Below are 19,421 nucleotides of genomic sequence, written 5' to 3' on the forward strand. Positions count from 1 at the left end.
GTCAGTCGCGCGCGGTGCCCGCAGCACGGCTGCGGAACCCGCCGGTGCGCGAAGCCGTTGCGCCCGTGCGGTTCTCGTCGCGGCCCTTGTAGCCACCGGTGGACTCGCCGCCGCGGTAGCCGCCGGTGCGGTTCTCGTCGCGGCCCTTGTAGCCACCGCTGGACTCACCGCCGCGGTACCCACCGGTGCGGTTCTCGTCGCGACCCCGGTATCCGCCGGAGTCGCCGCCACGGTAGCCACCGGTGCGCGGGGATCCCGAGGCGCCGAAGCGCGAGGGGCCACTGGGGCGCTCGCGACGCGGTGCCTCACGCACCGGCTCGCCGGACGGAGCCTTGGCTCCGGTGATGGAACCGAGCTCCACCGAACCGGGGGAGACGTCCACCGAGGTGACCTTGACACCGGCCTGGCCGGTCAGTCGGCTGATGATGCGGCGCTGGTTGGGCAGCGCGATGGCGACGACGGTGCCCGCCGCACCGGCACGTGCCGTACGGCCGGCGCGGTGCATGTAGTCCTTGTGATCCGCGGGCGGATCGACGTGCACGACCAGGTCGATGCCGTCGACGTGGATGCCGCGTGCGGCGACGTCGGTGGCGACGAGCACGGGGGTGCGGCCGCTCTTGAAGCGGTCGAGCACGCGGGTGCGCTGGTTCTGAGCCTTGCCGCCGTGCAGCGACTCGGCGTGGATGCCGACTGCGCGCAGGCGATCGGTGATGCCGTCGCAGCCGAGCTTGGTGCGGGCGAACATGATGGTCCGGCCACCCTCGCGAGCGGCGATCTCGGACAGGACGATGTCCTTCTGTCCACGGCCGACATTGAGGATGTAGTGATCCATCGACTCGACGGCGGCCTTGCTGTCACCGGTCGAGTGCTGGACGTGGTCGGCCAGGAACTGGCGGACCAACGACTGGACCTCGCGATCCAGCGTGGCGGAGAACAGCATGCGCTGGCCACCGTTCGCGGTCTGTCCGAGGATGTCGCGCACCTCGGGCAGGAAGCCCATGTCGGCCATCTGGTCGGCCTCGTCGAGTGCGGTGATCTCCACTGCCTCGAGGACGCAGGTGCCCTGACGCAGGTGATCGCCGAGGCGTCCGGGGGTGGCGACGAGAACGTCGACACCGCGGCGGAGCTGATCGGCCTGACGACCGAACGGGGTGCCGCCGACGGCCGGACGCACGCTCAGTCCGAGGACGGTGGCGTAGGACTGCAGCGAGTCGACGACCTGGAAGGCGAGCTCGCGGGTGGGGACCAGCACCAGTGCGCGGGGACGCTTCGCGGCGGGCTTGGTACCGGTCGACGCCAGGCGGGCGAGCATCGGCAGACCGAACGCGAGCGTCTTGCCCGATCCGGTCTGTGCGCGGCCGAGAACGTTACGGCCGGCGAGGGCGTCGGTGATGGCCATCTTCTGGATGGGCGAGGGAACGGTGATGCCGTTCTTGGCGAGCGCCGCGACGATGGCCGCGGGAAGTCCGAGGTCGGAGAACGTGGTCTCGGACGCCTCGGGAGTGCTGGTGGCAGAAACAGAAACGGGGGTGGCGCTGGTCAACGCGGTGGTACCTCTCGGGGTTGCAGGCGCGTCGGTGCACAGCAACGATGAATCACCGCGCAGCGTGACGAGCCAGGGCACACATCACCTGGTCATCGATGCGCAAGCGGAGCTCGGGCGCAATGTGAGGTGTCTTGTCACCGGTACGACTCCGTGGCGTCCACGAGGGGACGGATCGGAGCGACGGCGAAATTTGTGCCATATCGACTAACGGATGGTTCTGATGAACCACCGGTAACACTACGCGACGAGTGGTGCCGATGCCGACTCGTGTGAGCCAGTAGTCACGAACCGTGTCGTGCGAGGCGCGTCAGCTCGGTCAACCACGGCACGGCGACGTAGATGGTCGGCACCACGAGGATGGCCGCCGACGCGAGATAGGCGAGAGTGGCGACACCCGGGGTGGAACCGGGAGTGGCCAACCGGCGCACCCGCACCAGCGTGCTCGGCCCACCCGCGGCCAGAGCTCCCCGCGGCGCCGACGATCCGGAGCAGGCCACGAGAGCGCGGGCGAGGGGACGAGGGCCCGTGACGCGCACCGCGGAATCGTCCGCGAGCAGCTCGACCAGCAGCTGCACCGACCCCAGCGCGGACCGGCTGCGCACGACGTGCGGGAACGCCTGGTTGACGGCCATGAACGCCTCGAGAACGAGATCGTGCCGCGCGCGCAGGTGGGAGCGTTCGTGGGTCAGGATGGCCGCCAGCTCGTCGTCGTCCAGGTTGGACAACGTGCCCTCGCTGACCACGACGCGTTGCCGCAGGCCGGGCAGGCAGTAGGCGATGGGGTCGAGGCTCTCGAGGACCCGCACGTCGGTTCCGTGGGCACTGGTCTCGCCCGCACTGCGATCGAGGATGTCGACCAGCGTGCGGTGCCTCGCACGCCGTCGTCGGGTCTTGATCGCCACCAGCGACGTGGCCCAGACGAGCCGCGCACCGATGACGAGGGTGATCGCGAGCACCGTCACGTAGAGGATCCACAGCGGGAGGCCGAGGGCGTCGATCTCGGCCGTCGGCGCCGTGGTGGGCCGGCCGTCCGGTCCGGGGACGAGCAGCTGGCTCGCGATCGCGAGACCGGAACTGAAGGCCGAGAGCACCGCGGCGAGTGCGATCGCCTGCCACAGCACCAGGGCGGCGCGCGGTGTCCGGTGCGGCCACGTCGCACGGGACAGCATCGCGGGAACCGGTCCCGTCAGGATCAACGCGAGTACCGCGAAGACCAGTGCTGTCGGTGCGTTCATGTCCTCACCGTCGTGTGGGAGGGAGCGTCGAGGGTCGAGAGGTCAGGCGTTGGAGGAACCGTCGTCCTGCGTCTCCAGTGCCGCGAGGGCCTCCCGGAGTGCGGCGGCCTCGTCGGCGCCGACCCGACCCACGAAGTGGACCAGGGCCGCAGCCCGTCCGCCGGACCGGTCGGCCTGCTGGAGGGCGTCGACCATGAGGCTGGCGACAAGCTCTTCGCGCCCATGTACCGGAGCGTACCGATGCGCGCGGTCGTCCCGCTGCTGGGTGACGAGCTTCTTCTTCGCCAGACGCTGCAGGACCGTCATGACCGTCGTGTACGCGAGCTCACGCTTCGACGCCAGTGCCTCGTGGACCTGACGGACGGTCTGCGGCTCCGAACTCGACCACAAATGTTCCATCACTGCTCGTTCGAGATCGCCCAGGCCTGCCATTCGTCAGATGATACGGCCACTCCGACGCAAATGCGTACTACACGATGTAGCAGCGGGTCGTCGCACGTCGGCGCGCGTCCACCGGCGCGGAAACACGCGTCGAGAACTACTGCGCGACTACTGTTGCGCCGTGGCATTCGTCGACACGTCGTTGGTCAGTGGACCGGTCCCGATCGTCGTCACGGTCGTCGGAGTGCTCGGGCTCGTCTGGCTCGTGCTCGCGCGGCGTCGGCGGCACCTCACCCGCGCCGTCCCGGTGGCCGTCGGGGTGGCGGCCGTCCTCACGGTGGCGGCGTGGTTCGGCATCGAGAAGATCTGGCGGGTCTTCCCCGATCCCGTCGAGACGTCGGTCTACGTCTGGGTCGGTCTCGGAGTCCTGGGTCTGTTCCTCCTCGTGCCGCGGATGCTGGCCGCGACACGGTGGTGGACCCGCGTGGTGACCGTGATCGCGACGGTGGCCGTGGTCGCGACGTCCGCGCTGCAGGTCAACCTGGTCTTCGACGCCTACCCCACCGTCGGTACCGCCCTGGGGATCTCGTCCGTGCAGGAGGTGGACGTCGACGACGTCACCGGCCGCACCGCCGACCCGATCACCGGTACACCTCTCGCGAGCGTGTGGACCGCCCCCGCCGACATGCCGACCGGTGGTCGCATCCTGGACACGCCGATCCCGGGCACGGAGTCGGGTTTCTCCGCTCGGAACGCGAAGGTCTACCTGCCGCCCGCGTACTTCACCGCACGCCGGCCGCTGCTGCCCGTCCTCGTGCTGCTCGCCGGCCAACCCGGAGCGCCCGACGACTGGCTCACCGGTGGCCGGTTGGTCCAGACGATGGACGCCTACGCCGCCGATCACGCGGGTCTCGCACCCGTCGTGGTGGTGGCGGACGCGACCGGGTCCACCATCGCCAATCCGCTCTGCGTCGACTCTCCGCTCGGCAACGTGGCGTCCTATCTGGCGAAGGACGTGCCGGCGTGGGTGAACGCGACCCTGCAGGTGGACACCGATCCGGCGCACTGGGCGATCGGCGGGCTCTCCTACGGCGGTACCTGCGCCATGCAGATGACCACCAACTACCCGCAGCTGTACCCGACCTTCCTCGTTCTCTCGGGGCAGCTCGAACCGACGTTGGGGGACAAGCAGCGCACGCTGGACGCGGCGTTCGGCGGAAGCGAGGCCGCGTTCGAGGCCGTGAACCCGATGAACCTCATGGCCACACGCCAGTACCCCACCAGCGCCGGCGCCTTCGTCGTCGGCGCCAGTGATCCCGATTACCAGAACTCGGCGAAGCAGCTGCTCGCCGCCGCACAGAAAGCCGGAATGGACGTGCGTTATGCCGAGGTCCCGGGTGGACACAGTTACGAGACGTGGTCTGCGGGCCTGAAGCTGGAGCTGGACTGGCTCTGCACCCGGCTGGGGTTGACGTCGTGACCGATCCGTCCGTCGCAGGATCTCCCGCGCAGGGTCCGGTCGCCCGTGCGCGGAGCGACATCGCCGCGTGGTGGGGACGAACCCGTCGCCAGGGCGCACGGTTGTGGTCCACGATCGCCTACGGCGCCAAGGGGGCTCCGGTCAGCCTGGCACTGCTGGCCGTCATGTGGGTGGGACTGGTCGTGCTCTCCCTCACCACGCGCAGCTATCGCAGCTTCCTCGACCACCACACCGCGCTGGGCATCGTTCCGATCGAGAACCTGCGGCTCTGGACCCCCGTCACGTCGGGGCTGTTCGCCGTGGGGGTGGCCGCCTTCGTCGTCGCCACCGCGTTGTTCCTCGTCGTGGCCGCGCCGATCGAGCACCGGATGGGTACCCGGCGCTTCGCGGTCGCCGTCCTGGTGACCCAGGTGGGCGGCTCGCTGCTGGGTCTCGCGCTGGCCGCTCTCGGGCAGTTGCTCGACGAGGGGTGGGGCTTCCAGCTCCATCTCGGTGTCACCTCGGGCCCCACGGCCTGGATCCTCGGCACGCTGATGGTGGCCAGCGCGAACATGGGAACGCTCTGGCGTCGGCGGGTGCGGGTGGGCCTCGTGGCGCTGACCGTCGTGATGGCCCTGTTCGGTGGCCATCTCGCCGACATCACCGCGCTCGGCTCGGTCGTGGTCGGCGCAGTGGCGGGTCCGTTGATCGTCGGACGATCCTCTCGCGCGACCCATCTCGCCGGTACTCGCCGCGAGGGTCGGGTGCTGGTGGCCCTCATCGTCGCGGCGTCCGCGATCGGCCCGATGATCGCTGCCTTCTCGCCCAATGCGGTGGGCCCGTTCGCCGTGCTGCGCGAACTGTTCCGCAGCCAGGAGTGGACGCTCGACGAGGTGAACCTGGTCTGTGGTGCAGATCCGGGGTCCACCGACTGCCGACGCGGGCTGCTCGATCTCCGACTCGGTGGCGTGGGACCGGTGCTGGCCAGCGTCATGCCCTCGGTCTATCTGCTGGTCCTCAGCGACGGACTGCGCCGCGGGCGTCGGTTCGCCTGGATCGGTGCGATGGTCTCGCAGGTCGTGCTCCTGGCCCTGGCGCTCGCCAACTACTTGATCCGCTTCGCCGATCTGGACAACGGCGACACGCTGTTCTACGGCGTCGCAGATCCGACGCTCTACCGCACCGCCGTCCCCTTCGTCGTCCCCCTGGCGGTCATGGCACTGCTGGTGGTCACGCGCACGAACTTCGACGTGTCCGCGCCTGCCGGTACGTACACGCGACTGTGGGCCACCGTGGTCGGGGCCGGCGCGGTTCTCGCCGTTCTCTACGTCGCCGTCGGCGCGCTGATCCGGTCCGGCTTCGACGGCAGCCCGGGAGTGCTGACGCTGCTCGGCGACTTCCCGCAGCGGCTCGTGCCCCCGGTTCTGCTGCAGTGGTTCGACCCGCCCTTCCTGCCGACGAGCTGGCTCGCCACCGTGCTCTACGAATGGACGGGCATCGTGTTCTGGGCGGTGCTGGTCGTCGCGACCGCGGGATCGTTCGTGAGACCGGCGTACGGCGTGGAGACCGACGCCACCGAACGCGCCCGGGCGGTGCTGACGAGCAGCAGCGGCAGCGCCCTGTCCTGGATGACGACGTGGCGCGGCAACCGGTACTGGTTCTCGCCCGACGGTCACAGTTATGTCGCGTTCCGGGTGATCTCGGGCATCGCCCTCACCACCGGCGATCCGGTGGGTCCGCCCGCGGACCGGGAGGCGGCCATCGTCGGCTTCTCCGAGTACGCCGCCGCGAACGGATGGTCGCCCTGCTTCTACTCGGTGACGCCGGACGTCGCGGCGATCACCGGCGCTCTGGGTTGGGAGAGCATCCAGGTGGGGGAGGAGACCGTGCTCCCGCTCGCGGATCTCGCCTTCACGGGCAAGAAGTTCCAGGACGTCCGCACCGCGGTGAACCGGGCGAAGAAGGCCGGTGTCGAGGCCGAATGGATCTCGTTCCCGACGGCGCCGCTGGCGATCACGGACCAGATCACCGCGATCTCCGAGGAATGGGTCGCCGACAAGGGCATGCCCGAGATGGGCTTCACGCTCGGCGGCCTGGACGAGGTCGACGATCCGCAGGTCCGGTGCCTCATCGCCGTGGACGAGCAGCGCACCGTGCACGGCATCACCTCGTGGATGCCGGTGTACCGCGACGGCGTCGTCGTGGGCTGGACCCTGGACTTCATGCGCCGTCGGTCCGAGGGCTTCCGGCCCGCGATGGAATTCCTCATCGCGTCCGCCGCACTGTCCCTGCAGGAGGAGGGCGCGCAGTTCCTCAGTCTGTCGGGAGCGCCGCTGGCCAAGGTGGGCGATCCGACCGAGGACACGGCGCAGACGTCGACACTCTCGGGGATGCTCGAGCGTCTGCTCGACGTCGTGGGCCGCACGCTCGAACCGGTCTACGGCTTCCGGTCGTTGCTGGCGTTCAAGTCGAAGTTCCAGCCGGTGTACGAGCCGATGTACATGACGTTCCCCGATCCGGCTGCGCTACCGAGCATCGGCAACGCCATCGGACGGGCCTACCTGCCGGACGTGTCCTTCGGTCAGAGTGTCCGGCTCGTGAAGACGATGATCGACCGCTGACCGTCAGGCCGGTCGGATGCCGGCGCCCGCTCGGACGTGGCGGGTGCCGATGGGCACGATCAGCGGACGATCGGAGACCGGGTCGTCGATGACGGCCGCGGACAGGCCGAAGACGTCGAAGAGCATCTTCTCGGAGATGACCTCGGACGGCGTACCGCTGGCGACGATCGCTCCCTCGTGCATGACCACGAGACGGTCGCTGTAGCGGACGGCCAGGTTGAGGTCGTGCAGCACCATCACCACGGTCCGGCCCATCTCGTCGTGCATCCGGTCCACCAGGTCGAGGACCTCGATGGAGTGCGCGAGATCGAGGTAGGTGGTCGGCTCGTCGAGGAGCAGGACGTCGGTGCCCTGCGCCAGTGCCATGGAGATCCAGGCACGCTGGCGCTGTCCTCCCGAGAGCTGGTCGACGGGACGTTCGGCGAGATCCTCGATACCGGTGAGCTTCAGCGCACGCGCCACCTCGGACTCGTCGTCGCGGGACCACTGCCGGATCCAGGACTGGTGGGGATGGCGGCCTCGTGCCACCAGGTCCGCCACCGTCAGCCCCTCCGGGGCGATCGGCGACTGCGGGAGCACCCCGAGAGTGCGCGCGACGTCGCGGGTCTTCATGTGGCCGATCGCCTTGCCGTCCAGCGTCACCTGGCCCTGGCGCGGGGACAGCAGGCGGCCGAGGGCGCGCAGCAGAGTCGACTTGCCGCAGCCGTTGGGTCCGATGACCGTCGTGACGACGCCGGTGTGGATCTCGAGGTCGAGCCCCTCGATGATGATGCGGTCGCCGTAGCCGACCGAGATGTTCTCCGCGGCGAGACGGTGCGGAGGTGTGGCTCCGGTGATCTCCGGATGCGCGTGCACGCTCATACTGTCGCCTTTCGGTTGACTCGGACCAGCAGATAGAGGAGGAAGGGTCCGCCGAGGACGGACGTGACGATGCCGACGGGGAGCTCGACCGGCAGAATCGTGCGCGCCACCAGGTCGGACCCCACCACGGTGACGGCGCCGGTGAGGGCCGAGGCGATCAGCGGAGGCTCGGCGCACCGGGTCAGCCGCAGGGCGATCTGCGGCGCGGCGAGGGCCACGAATCCGATCGGGCCGGCGACGCTCGTGGCGATGGCGGCCATCGCGACCGAGATGACGAGCAGGACGGCCTGGGACCGCTGCACGTCCACGCCCAGCGAGCGGGCGGTGTCCGGCCCGAGCCGCATGGCGGACAGTCGGAACGACATGATCACCGAGCCCGCTCCGAGAACGACGACGGCGGCGGTGACGGGCCACACCTGCGACCACGTGGCGCCGGACAGCGTCCCGGTGAGCCACAGCTGGGCGCGGGTGACATCGGTGATGTCGGCATTGACCAACATCCAGCCGATCAGCGCGACCATCATGGCGTTGATCGCGATGCCCACGAGCACCAGCCGCATGCCCTGCACTCCGCCCCGCCACGACAACAGGTACACCAGCGCTGCGGTGAGCAGCCCGCCGACGAGAGCGGCGAGGGTCACGCCGAGCGTGGCGAACAGGCCCACGGCCGTACTGGTGCCGCTCAGGACGATCAGCGAGATGGCGGCGACGCTCGCGCCGGACGTGATGCCGAGAATGTCCGGGCTCGCGAGTGAGTTGCGGGTGATCGACTGCATCAACGCGCCGGAGACGGCGAGCGCAGCTCCTACGAGCGCGCCCGTAAGGGCACGCGGCAGGCGGAGGTCCATGACGACGAAACGCTCGATCCGCGAGCCGCCGCCCACCAACACGTTCACGACGTCCGGGATCGACAGCGGGTAGTCGCCGCGCCCGACGTTCAGACAGAACACGAGGAACAGCACGATCGCGAGGGCGAGGGTGACGAGCACCCTGGCGGGGCGACGCACCGTCGACAGCGGTCCCATGCGGAAGGCCGGGCGACCCGCCACCGACGGCGCGGTGGCCGCGGAACGGACGGTCGGGTGGGCGGTCACAGCGACACCAACGTCCGACGGCGTACCAGGGCGATGAAGAACGGCGCGCCGATCAGCGCGAGCACGATGCCGACCTGCAGTTCACCGGGCCGCACGACGACGCGACCGATGACGTCGGCGAGCACGAGCAGGACACCGCCCAGCGCGCCGGCGAACGGGAGCAGCCAGCGATAGTCCGGGCCGGTGATGGCACGCGCGATGTGGGGCACCACCAGTCCGACGAAGGCCACGGGCCCACACGCAGCGGTCGCCGCGCCGGTCAGAAGTGTGATGGCCACGATGCCGACGACGCGCGTGAGGGTGATGTTGGTGCCCAGTGAGCGGGCGACGTCGTCACCGAGGCTGATCGTGTTGAGGGCGGGCGTGCCCGCGACGGCGATGATCAGCCCGATGACGATGAACGGGAGCACGGTCCAGAAGATGTCCGGCCCGCGTCCCGAGACGGAGCCGACGACCCAGAACCGGTAGCTGTCGAGGGTGGTCTGATCGAGCAGCACCACCGCGTTGGTCATGGCCTGCAGGAAGAACGCGATCGCGGCTCCCGCGAGGGCCAACGACAGCGGGTTGGCCCTCGCCCCGCCCAGAGACGCGGTACCGAACACGACGATGCTGGCCGCGGCAGCGCCGGCGAAGGCGAACCAGAGGTAGCCAAAGGGGGACGTGATGCCGAAGAGGTAGATCGCCATGACGACGAAGAAAGCGGCACCGGCGTTGAGGCCGAGCAACCCGGCATCGGCGAGCGGATTGCGGGTGTGGCCCTGGATCAGGGCGCCGGCGACGCCGAGTGCGATGCCCACGACGAGTCCGAGGATCGTGCGGGGGAGGCGTAGCGACCGGACGATCACGTCGGTGTCGGTCCCGGTGGCGGAGAACAGCGCATGGAAGATCTCGGCGAAGGTGAGCGGCCGCGCACCGACGGCCACGCTCATGAGCGCGACGAGCACGATGGCGGCGACGAGGATGATCAGTCCGGAGGTTCGGCGTCGACGGGTCGCTGCCGAGGAGGTGTCCGGAGCGACCGGTTCGAAGTCCTCCGCGACCGCGACGGTGAGCCGGACCGTCTCGACACCGGGCTTCCGACGCAGCGTCAGAGCAGGTCGGACGCCCACCGCGTCACCGGTCTCGGCGTCCCGCAGCACGAGGGCGAACAGGGACTTTCCCACGCTCTGTCCGGCGCGACCGTCCCGGAACCCCCGGTTCCACACCAGCACACCCGCGGCCGCGAGCACCGCGATGACGCCGAAGACCGCGCGGTCGACCTGGCCGCCGCCGTTGTCGTCGGCGAGCGATCGGACGACGACGAGGCCGAGCACGAGGGGGAGCAGGACGACACCGACGTCGACCGCCGAGGCTGCCGCGACGGTCACCCGGCCGGGCGCCCGCCGATCCGCGTCGGCGATCGAGTAGTCGCGATCGGGACGAACCGTGGTGCCGGGCTCGGGGAGGTCGTTCGGGCCGGGGTGAGATGCGAGAGGTCCGGACGCGGTGTCGGTCACGCGGTCCTCCTCGATCGGTGTGGTGGTGTCTCTCATGGAAGGTTACGCAAGCCTAAGCAGTCGTGTGGCGGCGCGGTCTCGCGGTGATGCGAACCACACCCGGTTGTCTTCGATGTATTGGTTAGGCTTACCTTATGACTCGACCGGTCGCCTCGACCGGTCGGTGCGTGTCACCGTCCGGGCACCTGCAGACGAGGAGTTCCATCCGATGACAGTCACGATCGACACCGTCGTCTCACCGCACGATCGTCGAGCCGCGGTGTCCACCGCCTTCCGGCACACCATGACCGCTCTGCGACACCTCGATCCGGAGGCCCCCCGCGTGTACGCCGTCGCGGACATGGCCGAGCAGAGCAAGCGTCGCTGGTGGTCGTTCGCCACCGGGCTCGAGTCGGGCCGCTTCGAGGCCCTGCTGCGCCGGTCGTCGCTCGACCATCCGGACCCGCGTCGTGCGGTGGACCAGGTGGCGGCCGCACTCGTGCACGCGGTCGTGGGACGGTCGGCCGCGGCGTTCGTCGGATGTGGACGGGTGTGGGACCCCGGCCCCGAGAATCTCTGGATCCATCTCGACAGCGACGTGGGCATCGACTGGGCGGGCGTGCGGGACACGGCGCTGCGCTCGGTGTCCGGCTCGGGCGCGACCGCGGGAACGGTGGTCATGCCGTGCGACGAGGCGCTCGCGGCCTGGACCGCGCATCGCGCTGCTCGCTCGCTCGAGGTCGCCGCGGCAGGGTTGTCCGCGCTCGGTCCTCTGGACGCCACGCAGATGAGCCGCATCGTGGGCGAGTCGGTCCTCGGCGCCTCGGCACGAGTTCCGTTGCTGGGTGGCGTGTCTCGTGACGGCGGCTGGCGCAGGGGGCAGATGCTCCTCGATGCGTTCGTCGACGCGGGGTGGCGCGTTCGGTTACGGCGACCTGCGTGACTTAGGCAAGGCTATCCTGTATAGTTCGAGCCACACGAACTTCGGATCGTGCCGACGTCCTGAGGGCTGCAGCGACGTCGGCGTCCGTGCCCCGGCGGGCCTCGCGACACACTGCGAGGCCCGCCGCTTCGTGTCCGTCCACGTGATTCACTGAACGCCATGAACGATGTGTCACCGTCGGTGTCGGACGAACTTCGAGAGCAGCTGGACAGCGGTTTCGGGAAGGTGCTGGGTCTGCAGTTCCGCGAACTGGGGCCCGATCGGGTCACCGCGGAGTGGACCGTGCGCCCGGAGCTCTTGCAGCCGTTCGGGATCGTGCACGGCGGCGTGCACTGCGCCGTCGTCGAGTCGCTGGCGAGCACGGCGGGCGCCCTGTGGTTGGGGGATCGCGGCCACGTCGTCGGAGTCAACAACACCACCGATTTCATCCGCGCCGCCCGCGAGGGCGTGCTCTCCGCCGAGGCACTGCCCGTGCACCGCGGGCGGACCCAGCAGATCTGGACCGTCACCATCACCGATGCCGCGGACCGTCTCATCGCCCGCGGCCAGGTCCGACTGCAGAACATCGAGGACACGGGGCGGATCGGCGCGTCCTGACGCGCGTCCGGCGAGCGCGACGGCCGAGGTCGTGCCAGCATTGCCTGTCGCCGTCGTTCGCCGCGAAGGGAAGTGTCCCCCATGAGATTGTCTCCGCACGAGCAGGAGAGGTTGCTGCTCAGCTACGCCGCGGAACTGGCGCGTCGCCGGCAGCAGCGCGGACTCCGGTTGAACCATCCGGAGGCGATCGCGCTGATCACCGACCACCTGCTCGAGGGCGCACGCGACGGGCGGTCCGTGGCGGAACTGATGTCGTCGGGCCGTGAGGTGCTGACCCGCGCCGACGTGATGGACGGCATCCCGGAGATGCTGCACGAGGTGCAGGTGGAGGCCACGTTCCCGGACGGCACCAAGCTCATCACCGTTCATGACCCGATCTCGTGAAGGAGTGCGCATGATTCCCGGAGAGATCATCACCGAGGACGGGTCGATCGAGCTCAACGCCGGTCGTGCGTCGCTCACTCTCGACGTCGTGAACGACGGCGATCGGCCGGTGCAGGTGGGAAGTCACGTCCATCTCCCGCAGGCCAACGCCGCGCTGACGTTCGATCGCGTCGCCGCGCACGGGAAGCGCCTCGACATCCCGGCGGGCACCGCGGTGCGGTTCGAACCGGGTATCGCTCAGGAGGTCGTGCTCGTCGACATCGGCGGTCTCCGCGAGGTTCACGGCATCTCGCTCACCCCGCCCGGCGCACTGGACGACACGACACCCCGGGACGGTCACTGATGGCGTACCTCGATCGTTCGCGCTACGCGGAGCTGTACGGACCCACCACGGGTGACCGGATCCGCCTGGCAGACACCGACCTGCTGATCGAGATCACCGAGGACCGCAGCGGTGGGCCGGGTCTCGCCGGCGACGAGGCCGTGTTCGGCGGCGGCAAGGTGATCCGCGAGTCGATGGGACAGTCGCGGGCCACGCGGGCCGACGGTGCGCCCGACACCGTCATCACCGGTGTCGTGGTGCTCGACCACTGGGGTGTGATCAAGGCCGACGTCGGACTGCGTGACGGACGGATCGTGGCGCTGGGCAAGGCCGGGAACCCGGACACCATGCCGGGAGTGCATCCCGGTCTCGTCATCGGGCCGTCCACCGAGATCATCGCCGGCAACGGCAAGATCCTGACCGCCGGCGCCATCGACTGCCACGTGCACCTCATCGCCCCCCAGCTCATGGAGGAGGCGCTCGGCGGTGGCATCACCACCATCATCGCCGGCGGCACCGGCCCCGCCGAGGGCACGAAGGCGACCACCGTGACCCCGGGTGCCTGGCATCTGGCGCGGATGCTCGAGGCCATGGACGGGTGGCCGCTGAACGTGGCGCTGCTGGGCAAGGGCAACACCGTCTCACCCGACGCGATGTGGGAGCAGTTACGTTCCGGCGCATCGGGATTCAAGCTGCACGAGGACTGGGGCTCGACCCCGGCCGCCATCGACGCGTGCCTGCGGGTCTGCGACGAGGCCGGTGTGCAGGCGGCGCTCCACTCGGACACTCTGAACGAGGCGGGCTTCGTCGAGGACACCCTCGGCGCGATCGCCGGTCGCGGCATCCACTCGTACCACACGGAGGGTGCGGGCGGCGGGCACGCGCCGGACATCATCACGGTCGCCTCGCAGCCCCACGTGCTCCCGAGTTCGACCAACCCGACTCGGCCGCACACGGTCAACACTCTCGACGAGCATCTCGACATGCTGATGGTCTGTCACCACCTCAGCCCGTCCATTCCCGAGGACCTCGCCTTCGCCGAGAGCCGCATCCGCCCCTCGACCATCGCGGCCGAGGATCTGTTGCACGACATGGGTGCCATCTCGATGATCGGCAGCGACTCGCAGGCAATGGGACGCATCGGTGAGGTGGTCATGCGGACGTGGCAGACCGCACACGTGATGAAGAAGCGTCGTGGCTTCCTCGCCGGTGACTACCGTGCGGACAACAACCGCGCGATGCGGTACGTCGCGAAGTACACGATCTGCCCGGCCGTGGCGCACGGACTCGACGGCGAGGTCGGATCCGTCGAGCCCGGCAAGTTGGCCGACCTCGTGCTGTGGGAGCCGGCGTTCTTCGGCGTCCGGCCGCATCTGGTGATCAAGGGCGGCATGATCGCGTGGGCCACCATGGGCGACGCCAACGCCTCGATTCCGACACCGCAGCCGGAACTGCCGCGACCGATGTTCGGAGCGGCACCCAAGGCGGCGGCCGCCACGTCCGTGCACTTCGTCGCGCCCCAGGCGCTCGACGACGGGCTGGCCGATCGCCTCGACGTCGCGCGTCGACTCGTTCCGGTCGGGAACGTCCGCGGCATCGGGAAGGCACAGATGGTGAACAACGACGCGGTTCCCCGCATCGAGGTCGATCCGGACACCTTCACCGTCCGCATCGACGGCGACATCTGGACCGAGCAGCCGGCGACGGAGCTGCCGATGGCGCAGCGGTACTTCCTGTTCTGATGATGATTCCGCATTCCGGTGTCGGCCTCGCCACGTTGCTCACCCTCGCCGACTCACGGCTCCCGATCGGTGGGCACGTGCACTCGGGGGGAGTCGAGGAGGCGATCGCCGAGGGACTCGTCCGGGACCTGCCGACGCTCGAGGCGTATCTGCTGCGGCGTATGCGCATCAGCGGCGCCGTGGCGGCGTCGATCGCTGCCGCCGTGGCCGCCGGTGTCCTGCCCGCGGACGCCGCCGATCGCGAGACCGACGCCCGCACGCCGTCTCCTGCGGCTCGCGCCGCGTCCCGCGCCCAGGGGAGGGGATTGCGTCGCCTCGCCGAGACGGTGTGGCCGGACCAGGACTGGACGGCGGTCGGACGGCGCCCGCACCTGCCCGTCGTGGCGGGAGTCGTCGGTGCCGTCACCGGCGCGGGACCGTACGAGACGGCGTCCGTGCAGATCTACACGGCCATGACGGGCGCCGCCATCGCCGCCCAGCGACTTCTCGCGTTGGACCCGGGCGCCGTGGCGGGGTGCACCGTGGCGCTCGCGGCCGAGTGCGACCGGATCGCGGCCTCGGTCGCACGCGCGCTCCCGGCTCTGTCCGACGAATCGGATCCGCTGCTGGACCACCTCGGCGAACGTCATGTCCGGCGCGAACGCCCCCTCTTCGTCTCCTGATCACCCCACAGAAAGAGAGAACACCCATGCCTCCGCATCTCATCGACGGCGAGCCCCACTCCCACGCCCTGGACCGGCCCAAGCGCGTCCGCACACCCGGAGAAGCGCTGCGCGTGGGTATCGGCGGTCCCGTCGGATCCGGCAAGACCGCACTGGTGGCGGCGCTGTGCCGCCAGCTGCGCGAAGAACTGTCGCTGGCCGTGCTGACCAACGACATCTACACGACTGAGGATGCCGACTTCCTGCGCCGTCACGCAGTTCTGCCGGACGAGCGCATCACGGCCGTGCAGACCGGCGGCTGCCCGCACACGGCGATCCGTGACGACATCACGGCGAACCTGGACGCCATCGACGACCTGGTCGACGCCAATCCGCCACTCGATCTGATCCTCGTCGAGTCGGGCGGCGACAACCTCACCGCGACCTTCTCGTCCGGGCTGATCGACGTGCAGATCTTCGTCGTGGACGTCGCCGGCGGTGACAAGGTGCCGCGCAAGGGCGGTCCCGGCGTGACGTTCTCGGATCTGCTCGTGATCAACAAGACCGATCTCGCCCCCATGGTGGGTGCCGACCTCACGGTCATGGAGAACGACGCGGTGCGGGTGCGTGAGGGTCGTCCCACCGCTCTGATCTCGCTCACGGAGGATCCTGCCGCGACGGTGGTGCTCACCTGGGTGCGCGAGCAGCTCGCTGCCGTCGCCGCCTGACGTGACGACGCACGGCGCCCTGCGCTCGACGGTGCTCGTCGTGGCGTCGCGGAGCAGGTCACCGCGCATCGAGGCGGTGGGTGGGCTCGCCGTACGCCGGACCGGAGTCGACCGTGTCCACCTCGTCGGCTCGGCCGCGACCCCGCTGGGTGGGGACACCATCGACGTCCGGATCGTGGTCGAGGCGGGGGCGCGGCTGCACGTGTGCAGTGTCGCCGCCTCGGTGGCGTTGCCCGGGCGCTCGACCGACGTGTCACACGCGTCGTGGACCGTGGACGTCGAGGACGGTGCCGAGGTGATCGTGGACCCGGAACCCACCATCGTCGCCGGATCGGCGGATCACCGATCGTCGGTGTCGCTGCATCTCGGCGACCGGGCACGCGCCGCCGTGCGCGAACGGATCCAGATCGGCCGCACCGGGGAAGTGGACGGCCGGTGGTCGGGTCTCTTTCGAGTCGACGGCGTGGCCGGTCCGGTGCTCCGCCACCGACTCGACCTGGGCAGGGGCGCCGCAGGGCACGACGCGCTCTTCGCGCCGACCGCGTCGATCAGTACGTTGACCTGGCCGGAGTGCTTGGCGGACAGTCCCTCCGGCGACACCGTGGCCGGTCTGGAGACGACGATGCCGATGGCCGGAGGCGGAACACTGTCCACCTGGCTCGGCCATCGGCTCCCGGTCACCCGGTCGGTCGCTGCGCTCTCGGCGCGGGGAGATCAGCCTGCGCGCTTGGCCTCCGCGGTCTCCGCCGCTCCGTCGTTCGCGGAGGGCTCCTCGCCCTGACGCTCCGCCGGTGTGGGTGAGGCACCGGAGGCGGCCCGCTTCTCCGTGCTGTCGAGCTGCTTGCTCTGTTCCGCTGCATCGGCCGTGGCACCGGACTCGCGGTCCGCCGCCTTCGAGGTCGCCTCGACCGTGCGGGTAGGGATCGCCACGCCGTCGACGCGGTTCTCCTGCTCGAGCGTGTGGAGTTGCTCGATCGCGAGGCGCGCGAACACCTGCTGTTCGGTGGACGCCATCTGCGCCCGACCCTTGCCCAGGAAGGTGACGAACCAGGAGATCACCGTCGTCAGACGGTTCCGGTATCCCACCTGGTAGAAGAGGTGGAGTCCGAGCCATGCGACCCAGGCGATGAATCCGCCGAACTCCAGCTTGCCGACCTTGCACACGGCGCTGAATCGCGACACCGTGGCCATCGACCCCTTGTCGAAGTACGAGAACGGCTTGCGCTCGGACGGGTTCTGTCCGTCGAGTGAGGCCTTGATCTGCTTCACCGCGTACTTCGCGCCCTGGATCGCGCCCTGCGCCATACCCGGGACGTCCTTGACCGACATCATGTCGCCGACCACGAACACGTTGGGGTGTCCCTTGACGGTCAGATCCGGCTCCACCACGACACGGCCCGCGCGGTCGACCTCGGTGCCGTCGGACTGGTCGGCGAGCTGCTTGCCCAGCGGGCTGGCCTGCACGCCGGCGGACCAGACCTTGCACTGCGCCTCGATGCGGCGTTCGGTGCCGTCCTTGTCCTTGACGGTGAGACCGTCGTTGTCGACGCCGGTGACCATCGCGTTGAGCTGGATGTCGACACCGAGCTTGGTGAGGCGCTTCGCGGCCTTCTCGCCCAGCTTCTTTCCCATCGGGGGGAGCACGGCGGGCGCCGCGTCGAGCAGCACCACCTTCGCGTCCTTGGCGTCGATGTTGCGGAAGGCTCCGTCGAGCGTGCGCGTCGCGAGCTCGGAGATCTGGCCCGCGAGCTCGACGCCGGTGGGGCCTGCGCCGACCACGACGAACGTCATCAGGCGCTCGCGCTCGGCCGGATCGGTGGACAACTCGGCCTGCTCGAACGCGCCGAGGATGCGTCCGCGCAGTTCCAGGGCGTCGTCGATCGTCTTCATGCCGGGTGCGAACTCGGCGAAGTGGTCGTTGCCGAAGTAGGACTGCTGGGCGCCCGCAGCCACGATGAGGCTGTCGAACGGCGTCACGGTCTCGCGCTCGAGCAGCCGCGAGGTGACGGTCTTGTTCGTCAGGTCGATGGTCTCGACGTCACCCATCAGAACCTCGGCGTTCTTCTGCTTGCGCAGGATGACGCGGGTCGCGGGGGCGATCTCGCCGACCGAGAGGATGCCCGTGGCCACCTGGTAGAGCAGTGGCTGGAACAGGTGGTGGGTGGTCCGCGCGATGAGCGTGACGTCCACATCGGCTCGCTTGAGGGCCTGTGTGCCGAAGAGGCCACCAAAGCCGGACCCGATGACGACGACGCGGTGGCGCTTCTTCTCGTTCGTCTCGACGCTCATGTATCCGCTCCTAGATGTCTATGCGTTCTGAGCTCAACGGTAGTCTCCCCACCCCCGCGCGTCTCCGCGAGGCCGTCGTCAGGGGACGAGGACGTACTTGCCGCGCGGGTGGTGCGTCTGCAGTTCGCGGTGGGCGGTGGCCGCCTCCGCGAGGGGAAACGTCCCGGCCACCGTCACGGTGATCACCGATCCGGCCAACTCGAGCAGAGGCAGACGCGCCTCCTTGCGCCGTGCGGCGCTCTCGTGGTTCCCGCCGCCCGCGGACCGGAAACCCTCGTCGGCTGCCCGACCGAAGGCAGTGATGGTCACGATGCGCGTCCGGTCCTGCACCACCACCAGGGACACGTCGATCGCCTCGTCGGTGCCGGCCGTGTCCAGCGCGGCATCCACGCCGTCGGGCGCCGCGGTGCGTACCCGGTCGAGCAGACCGTCGCCGTACGCGACTGCGACGGCGCCGAGGGCGCGCACCGCGTCGAGGTTGCGGGGATTCGCGGTGCCGATCACCTGTGCTCCGCGGTGCAGGGCGAGCTGGACCGCCTGCGAGCCGACGGCGCCGGATGCTCCGTGGATCAGGACGCAGTCGCCCTCCTCTACGCTCGCGAGCTCCGCCATGTCGTAGGCGGTGGCCGCAGTGAGGGAGTACCCGGCCGCTTCCTCCCAGCCGAGCGCCTGCGGTTTCGGCAGCACCGCGTCGGCATCGACGAGAAGGCGATCGGCGTAGGCACCGTCTGCCAGAACGATGACCTCGTCGCCGACACGGACGGGACCCGCCGGTCCGACGGCGTCGCGCCCCACCGCGGACACCACGCCCGACGCCTCGCTGCCCAGGTGCAGCGGGAGTGTGCTCTCGTCCGTCCCGAACGCGCCGCTGTAGAGCTTGTGATCGAACGGATTGACGCCGGCGGCGCGAATGTCCACGACGACCTGTCCGGGACCCGGTTCGTCGACCACCTCGTCGCGGATCGCCAGGACGTCGGGTCCACCGAAGGCCGTGGCGACCACGGTGCGTGTCGTTCTCGAACCAGTCATACGAGGACCAACGGTGCCCGGTGCTCCGAATGTTCCCCGGGAGTGCACCGCGTCGGCGGAGTGCTGATCCGACC

General features: G+C 69.6%; 17 protein-coding genes and 1 pseudogene. 10 read left to right on the forward strand and 8 right to left on the reverse strand.

The genetic code is table 11. The annotated features are described in order from the left end of the window. Position 1 precedes the first annotated feature (1 nt). The 3 genes from OG947_RS00260 to OG947_RS00270 form a co-directional block, all read right to left on the reverse strand. Positions 2 to 1,543 carry a DEAD/DEAH box helicase gene (locus tag OG947_RS00260; RefSeq protein WP_051613283.1) on the reverse strand — a complete coding sequence of 514 codons (1,542 nt, stop codon included), beginning with the start codon at positions 1,541 to 1,543 and terminating at the stop codon, positions 2 to 4. 284 nt (positions 1,544 to 1,827) lie between these two features. Continuing rightward, entirely contained in the window at positions 1,828 to 2,781 is a 954-nt protein-coding gene (locus tag OG947_RS00265) for a M56 family metallopeptidase (protein ID WP_027505428.1), read from the reverse strand. Positions 2,782 to 2,823: 42 nt separating this feature from the next. Further along, the gene (locus tag OG947_RS00270; protein ID WP_027505427.1) at positions 2,824 to 3,213 is read right to left on the reverse strand and encodes a BlaI/MecI/CopY family transcriptional regulator; all 390 of its coding nucleotides are present in this window, start codon (positions 3,211 to 3,213) and stop codon (positions 2,824 to 2,826) included. Positions 3,214 to 3,343: 130 nt separating this feature from the next. Between OG947_RS00270 and OG947_RS00275 the strand changes: the two genes are divergently transcribed. Then, on the forward strand, positions 3,344 to 4,642 hold the full coding sequence (locus OG947_RS00275; RefSeq protein WP_328812869.1) for an alpha/beta hydrolase: 1,299 nt from the start codon (positions 3,344 to 3,346) through the stop codon (positions 4,640 to 4,642). Between the two features lie 59 nt (positions 4,643 to 4,701). After that, positions 4,702 to 7,242, forward strand: coding sequence for a bifunctional lysylphosphatidylglycerol flippase/synthetase MprF (locus OG947_RS00280; protein WP_442970314.1), 2,541 nt, complete (start codon positions 4,702 to 4,704; stop codon positions 7,240 to 7,242). A gap of 3 nt (positions 7,243 to 7,245) precedes the next feature. Here OG947_RS00280 and OG947_RS00285 read toward each other — a convergent pair whose 3' ends face one another. The 3 genes from OG947_RS00285 to OG947_RS00295 all read right to left on the reverse strand — a co-directional run bounded on the left by OG947_RS00285 (position 7,246) and on the right by OG947_RS00295 (position 10,729). Further along, entirely contained in the window at positions 7,246 to 8,103 is an 858-nt protein-coding gene (locus OG947_RS00285; protein ID WP_056444458.1) for an ABC transporter ATP-binding protein, read from the reverse strand. Then, complete coding sequence (locus OG947_RS00290; protein ID WP_081821226.1) at positions 8,100 to 9,128, reverse strand: FecCD family ABC transporter permease; 1,029 nt, start codon at positions 9,126 to 9,128, stop codon at positions 8,100 to 8,102. Before OG947_RS00290 ends, OG947_RS00285 begins: the two co-directional genes overlap by 4 nt. A 65-nt stretch (positions 9,129 to 9,193) precedes the next feature. After that, complete coding sequence (locus OG947_RS00295) at positions 9,194 to 10,729, reverse strand: FecCD family ABC transporter permease (protein ID WP_328812870.1); 1,536 nt, start codon at positions 10,727 to 10,729, stop codon at positions 9,194 to 9,196. A 172-nt stretch (positions 10,730 to 10,901) separates the two neighbouring features. On the opposite strand from OG947_RS00295, the gene OG947_RS00300 reads away from it, so the two are divergent. The 8 genes from OG947_RS00300 to OG947_RS00335 all read left to right on the forward strand — a co-directional run bounded on the left by OG947_RS00300 (position 10,902) and on the right by OG947_RS00335 (position 16,810). After that, positions 10,902 to 11,615 (forward strand): hypothetical protein, encoded by a 714-nt coding sequence (locus tag OG947_RS00300; RefSeq protein WP_156380490.1) that lies wholly within the window; start codon positions 10,902 to 10,904, stop codon positions 11,613 to 11,615. Positions 11,616 to 11,774: 159 nt separating this feature from the next. Then, entirely contained in the window at positions 11,775 to 12,212 is a 438-nt protein-coding gene (locus tag OG947_RS00305; RefSeq protein ID WP_027505420.1) for a PaaI family thioesterase, read from the forward strand. 81 nt (positions 12,213 to 12,293) lie between these two features. After that, positions 12,294 to 12,596: an urease subunit gamma gene (locus tag OG947_RS00310; protein ID WP_027505419.1), complete on the forward strand. Its 303-nt coding sequence runs from the start codon at positions 12,294 to 12,296 to the stop codon at positions 12,594 to 12,596. A 10-nt stretch (positions 12,597 to 12,606) separates the two neighbouring features. Further along, the gene (locus OG947_RS00315; RefSeq protein ID WP_027505418.1) at positions 12,607 to 12,939 is read left to right on the forward strand and encodes an urease subunit beta; all 333 of its coding nucleotides are present in this window, start codon (positions 12,607 to 12,609) and stop codon (positions 12,937 to 12,939) included. Continuing rightward, positions 12,939 to 14,660: an urease subunit alpha gene (locus OG947_RS00320; protein WP_328812871.1), complete on the forward strand. Its 1,722-nt coding sequence runs from the start codon at positions 12,939 to 12,941 to the stop codon at positions 14,658 to 14,660. The genes OG947_RS00315 and OG947_RS00320 overlap by 1 nt, the downstream gene beginning before the upstream one ends. A gap of 2 nt (positions 14,661 to 14,662) precedes the next feature. After that, positions 14,663 to 15,322, forward strand: coding sequence for an urease accessory protein UreF (locus OG947_RS00325; RefSeq protein ID WP_328813929.1), 660 nt, complete (start codon positions 14,663 to 14,665; stop codon positions 15,320 to 15,322). Between the two features lie 26 nt (positions 15,323 to 15,348). Then, positions 15,349 to 16,029: an urease accessory protein UreG gene (gene ureG / locus OG947_RS00330; protein ID WP_027505415.1), complete on the forward strand. Its 681-nt coding sequence runs from the start codon at positions 15,349 to 15,351 to the stop codon at positions 16,027 to 16,029. A gap of 1 nt (position 16,030) precedes the next feature. Beyond that, positions 16,031 to 16,810 carry an urease accessory protein UreD gene (locus OG947_RS00335; RefSeq protein ID WP_328812872.1) on the forward strand — a complete coding sequence of 260 codons (780 nt, stop codon included), beginning with the start codon at positions 16,031 to 16,033 and terminating at the stop codon, positions 16,808 to 16,810. Positions 16,811 to 16,979: 169 nt separating this feature from the next. On the opposite strand, the pseudogene OG947_RS00340 reads toward OG947_RS00335, so the two are convergent. Continuing rightward, positions 16,980 to 18,318, reverse strand: a pseudogene (locus tag OG947_RS00340) (NAD(P)/FAD-dependent oxidoreductase); the annotation flags it as partial. A gap of 78 nt (positions 18,319 to 18,396) precedes the next feature. Next, positions 18,397 to 19,347 carry an NADP-dependent oxidoreductase gene (locus OG947_RS00345; RefSeq protein WP_222645181.1) on the reverse strand — a complete coding sequence of 317 codons (951 nt, stop codon included), beginning with the start codon at positions 19,345 to 19,347 and terminating at the stop codon, positions 18,397 to 18,399. Positions 19,348 to 19,421 lie beyond the last annotated feature (74 nt).

Source organism: Rhodococcus sp. NBC_00297, assembly GCF_036173065.1.
In the GTDB taxonomy this organism is placed as follows: Bacteria; Actinomycetota; Actinomycetes; order Mycobacteriales; family Mycobacteriaceae; genus Rhodococcoides.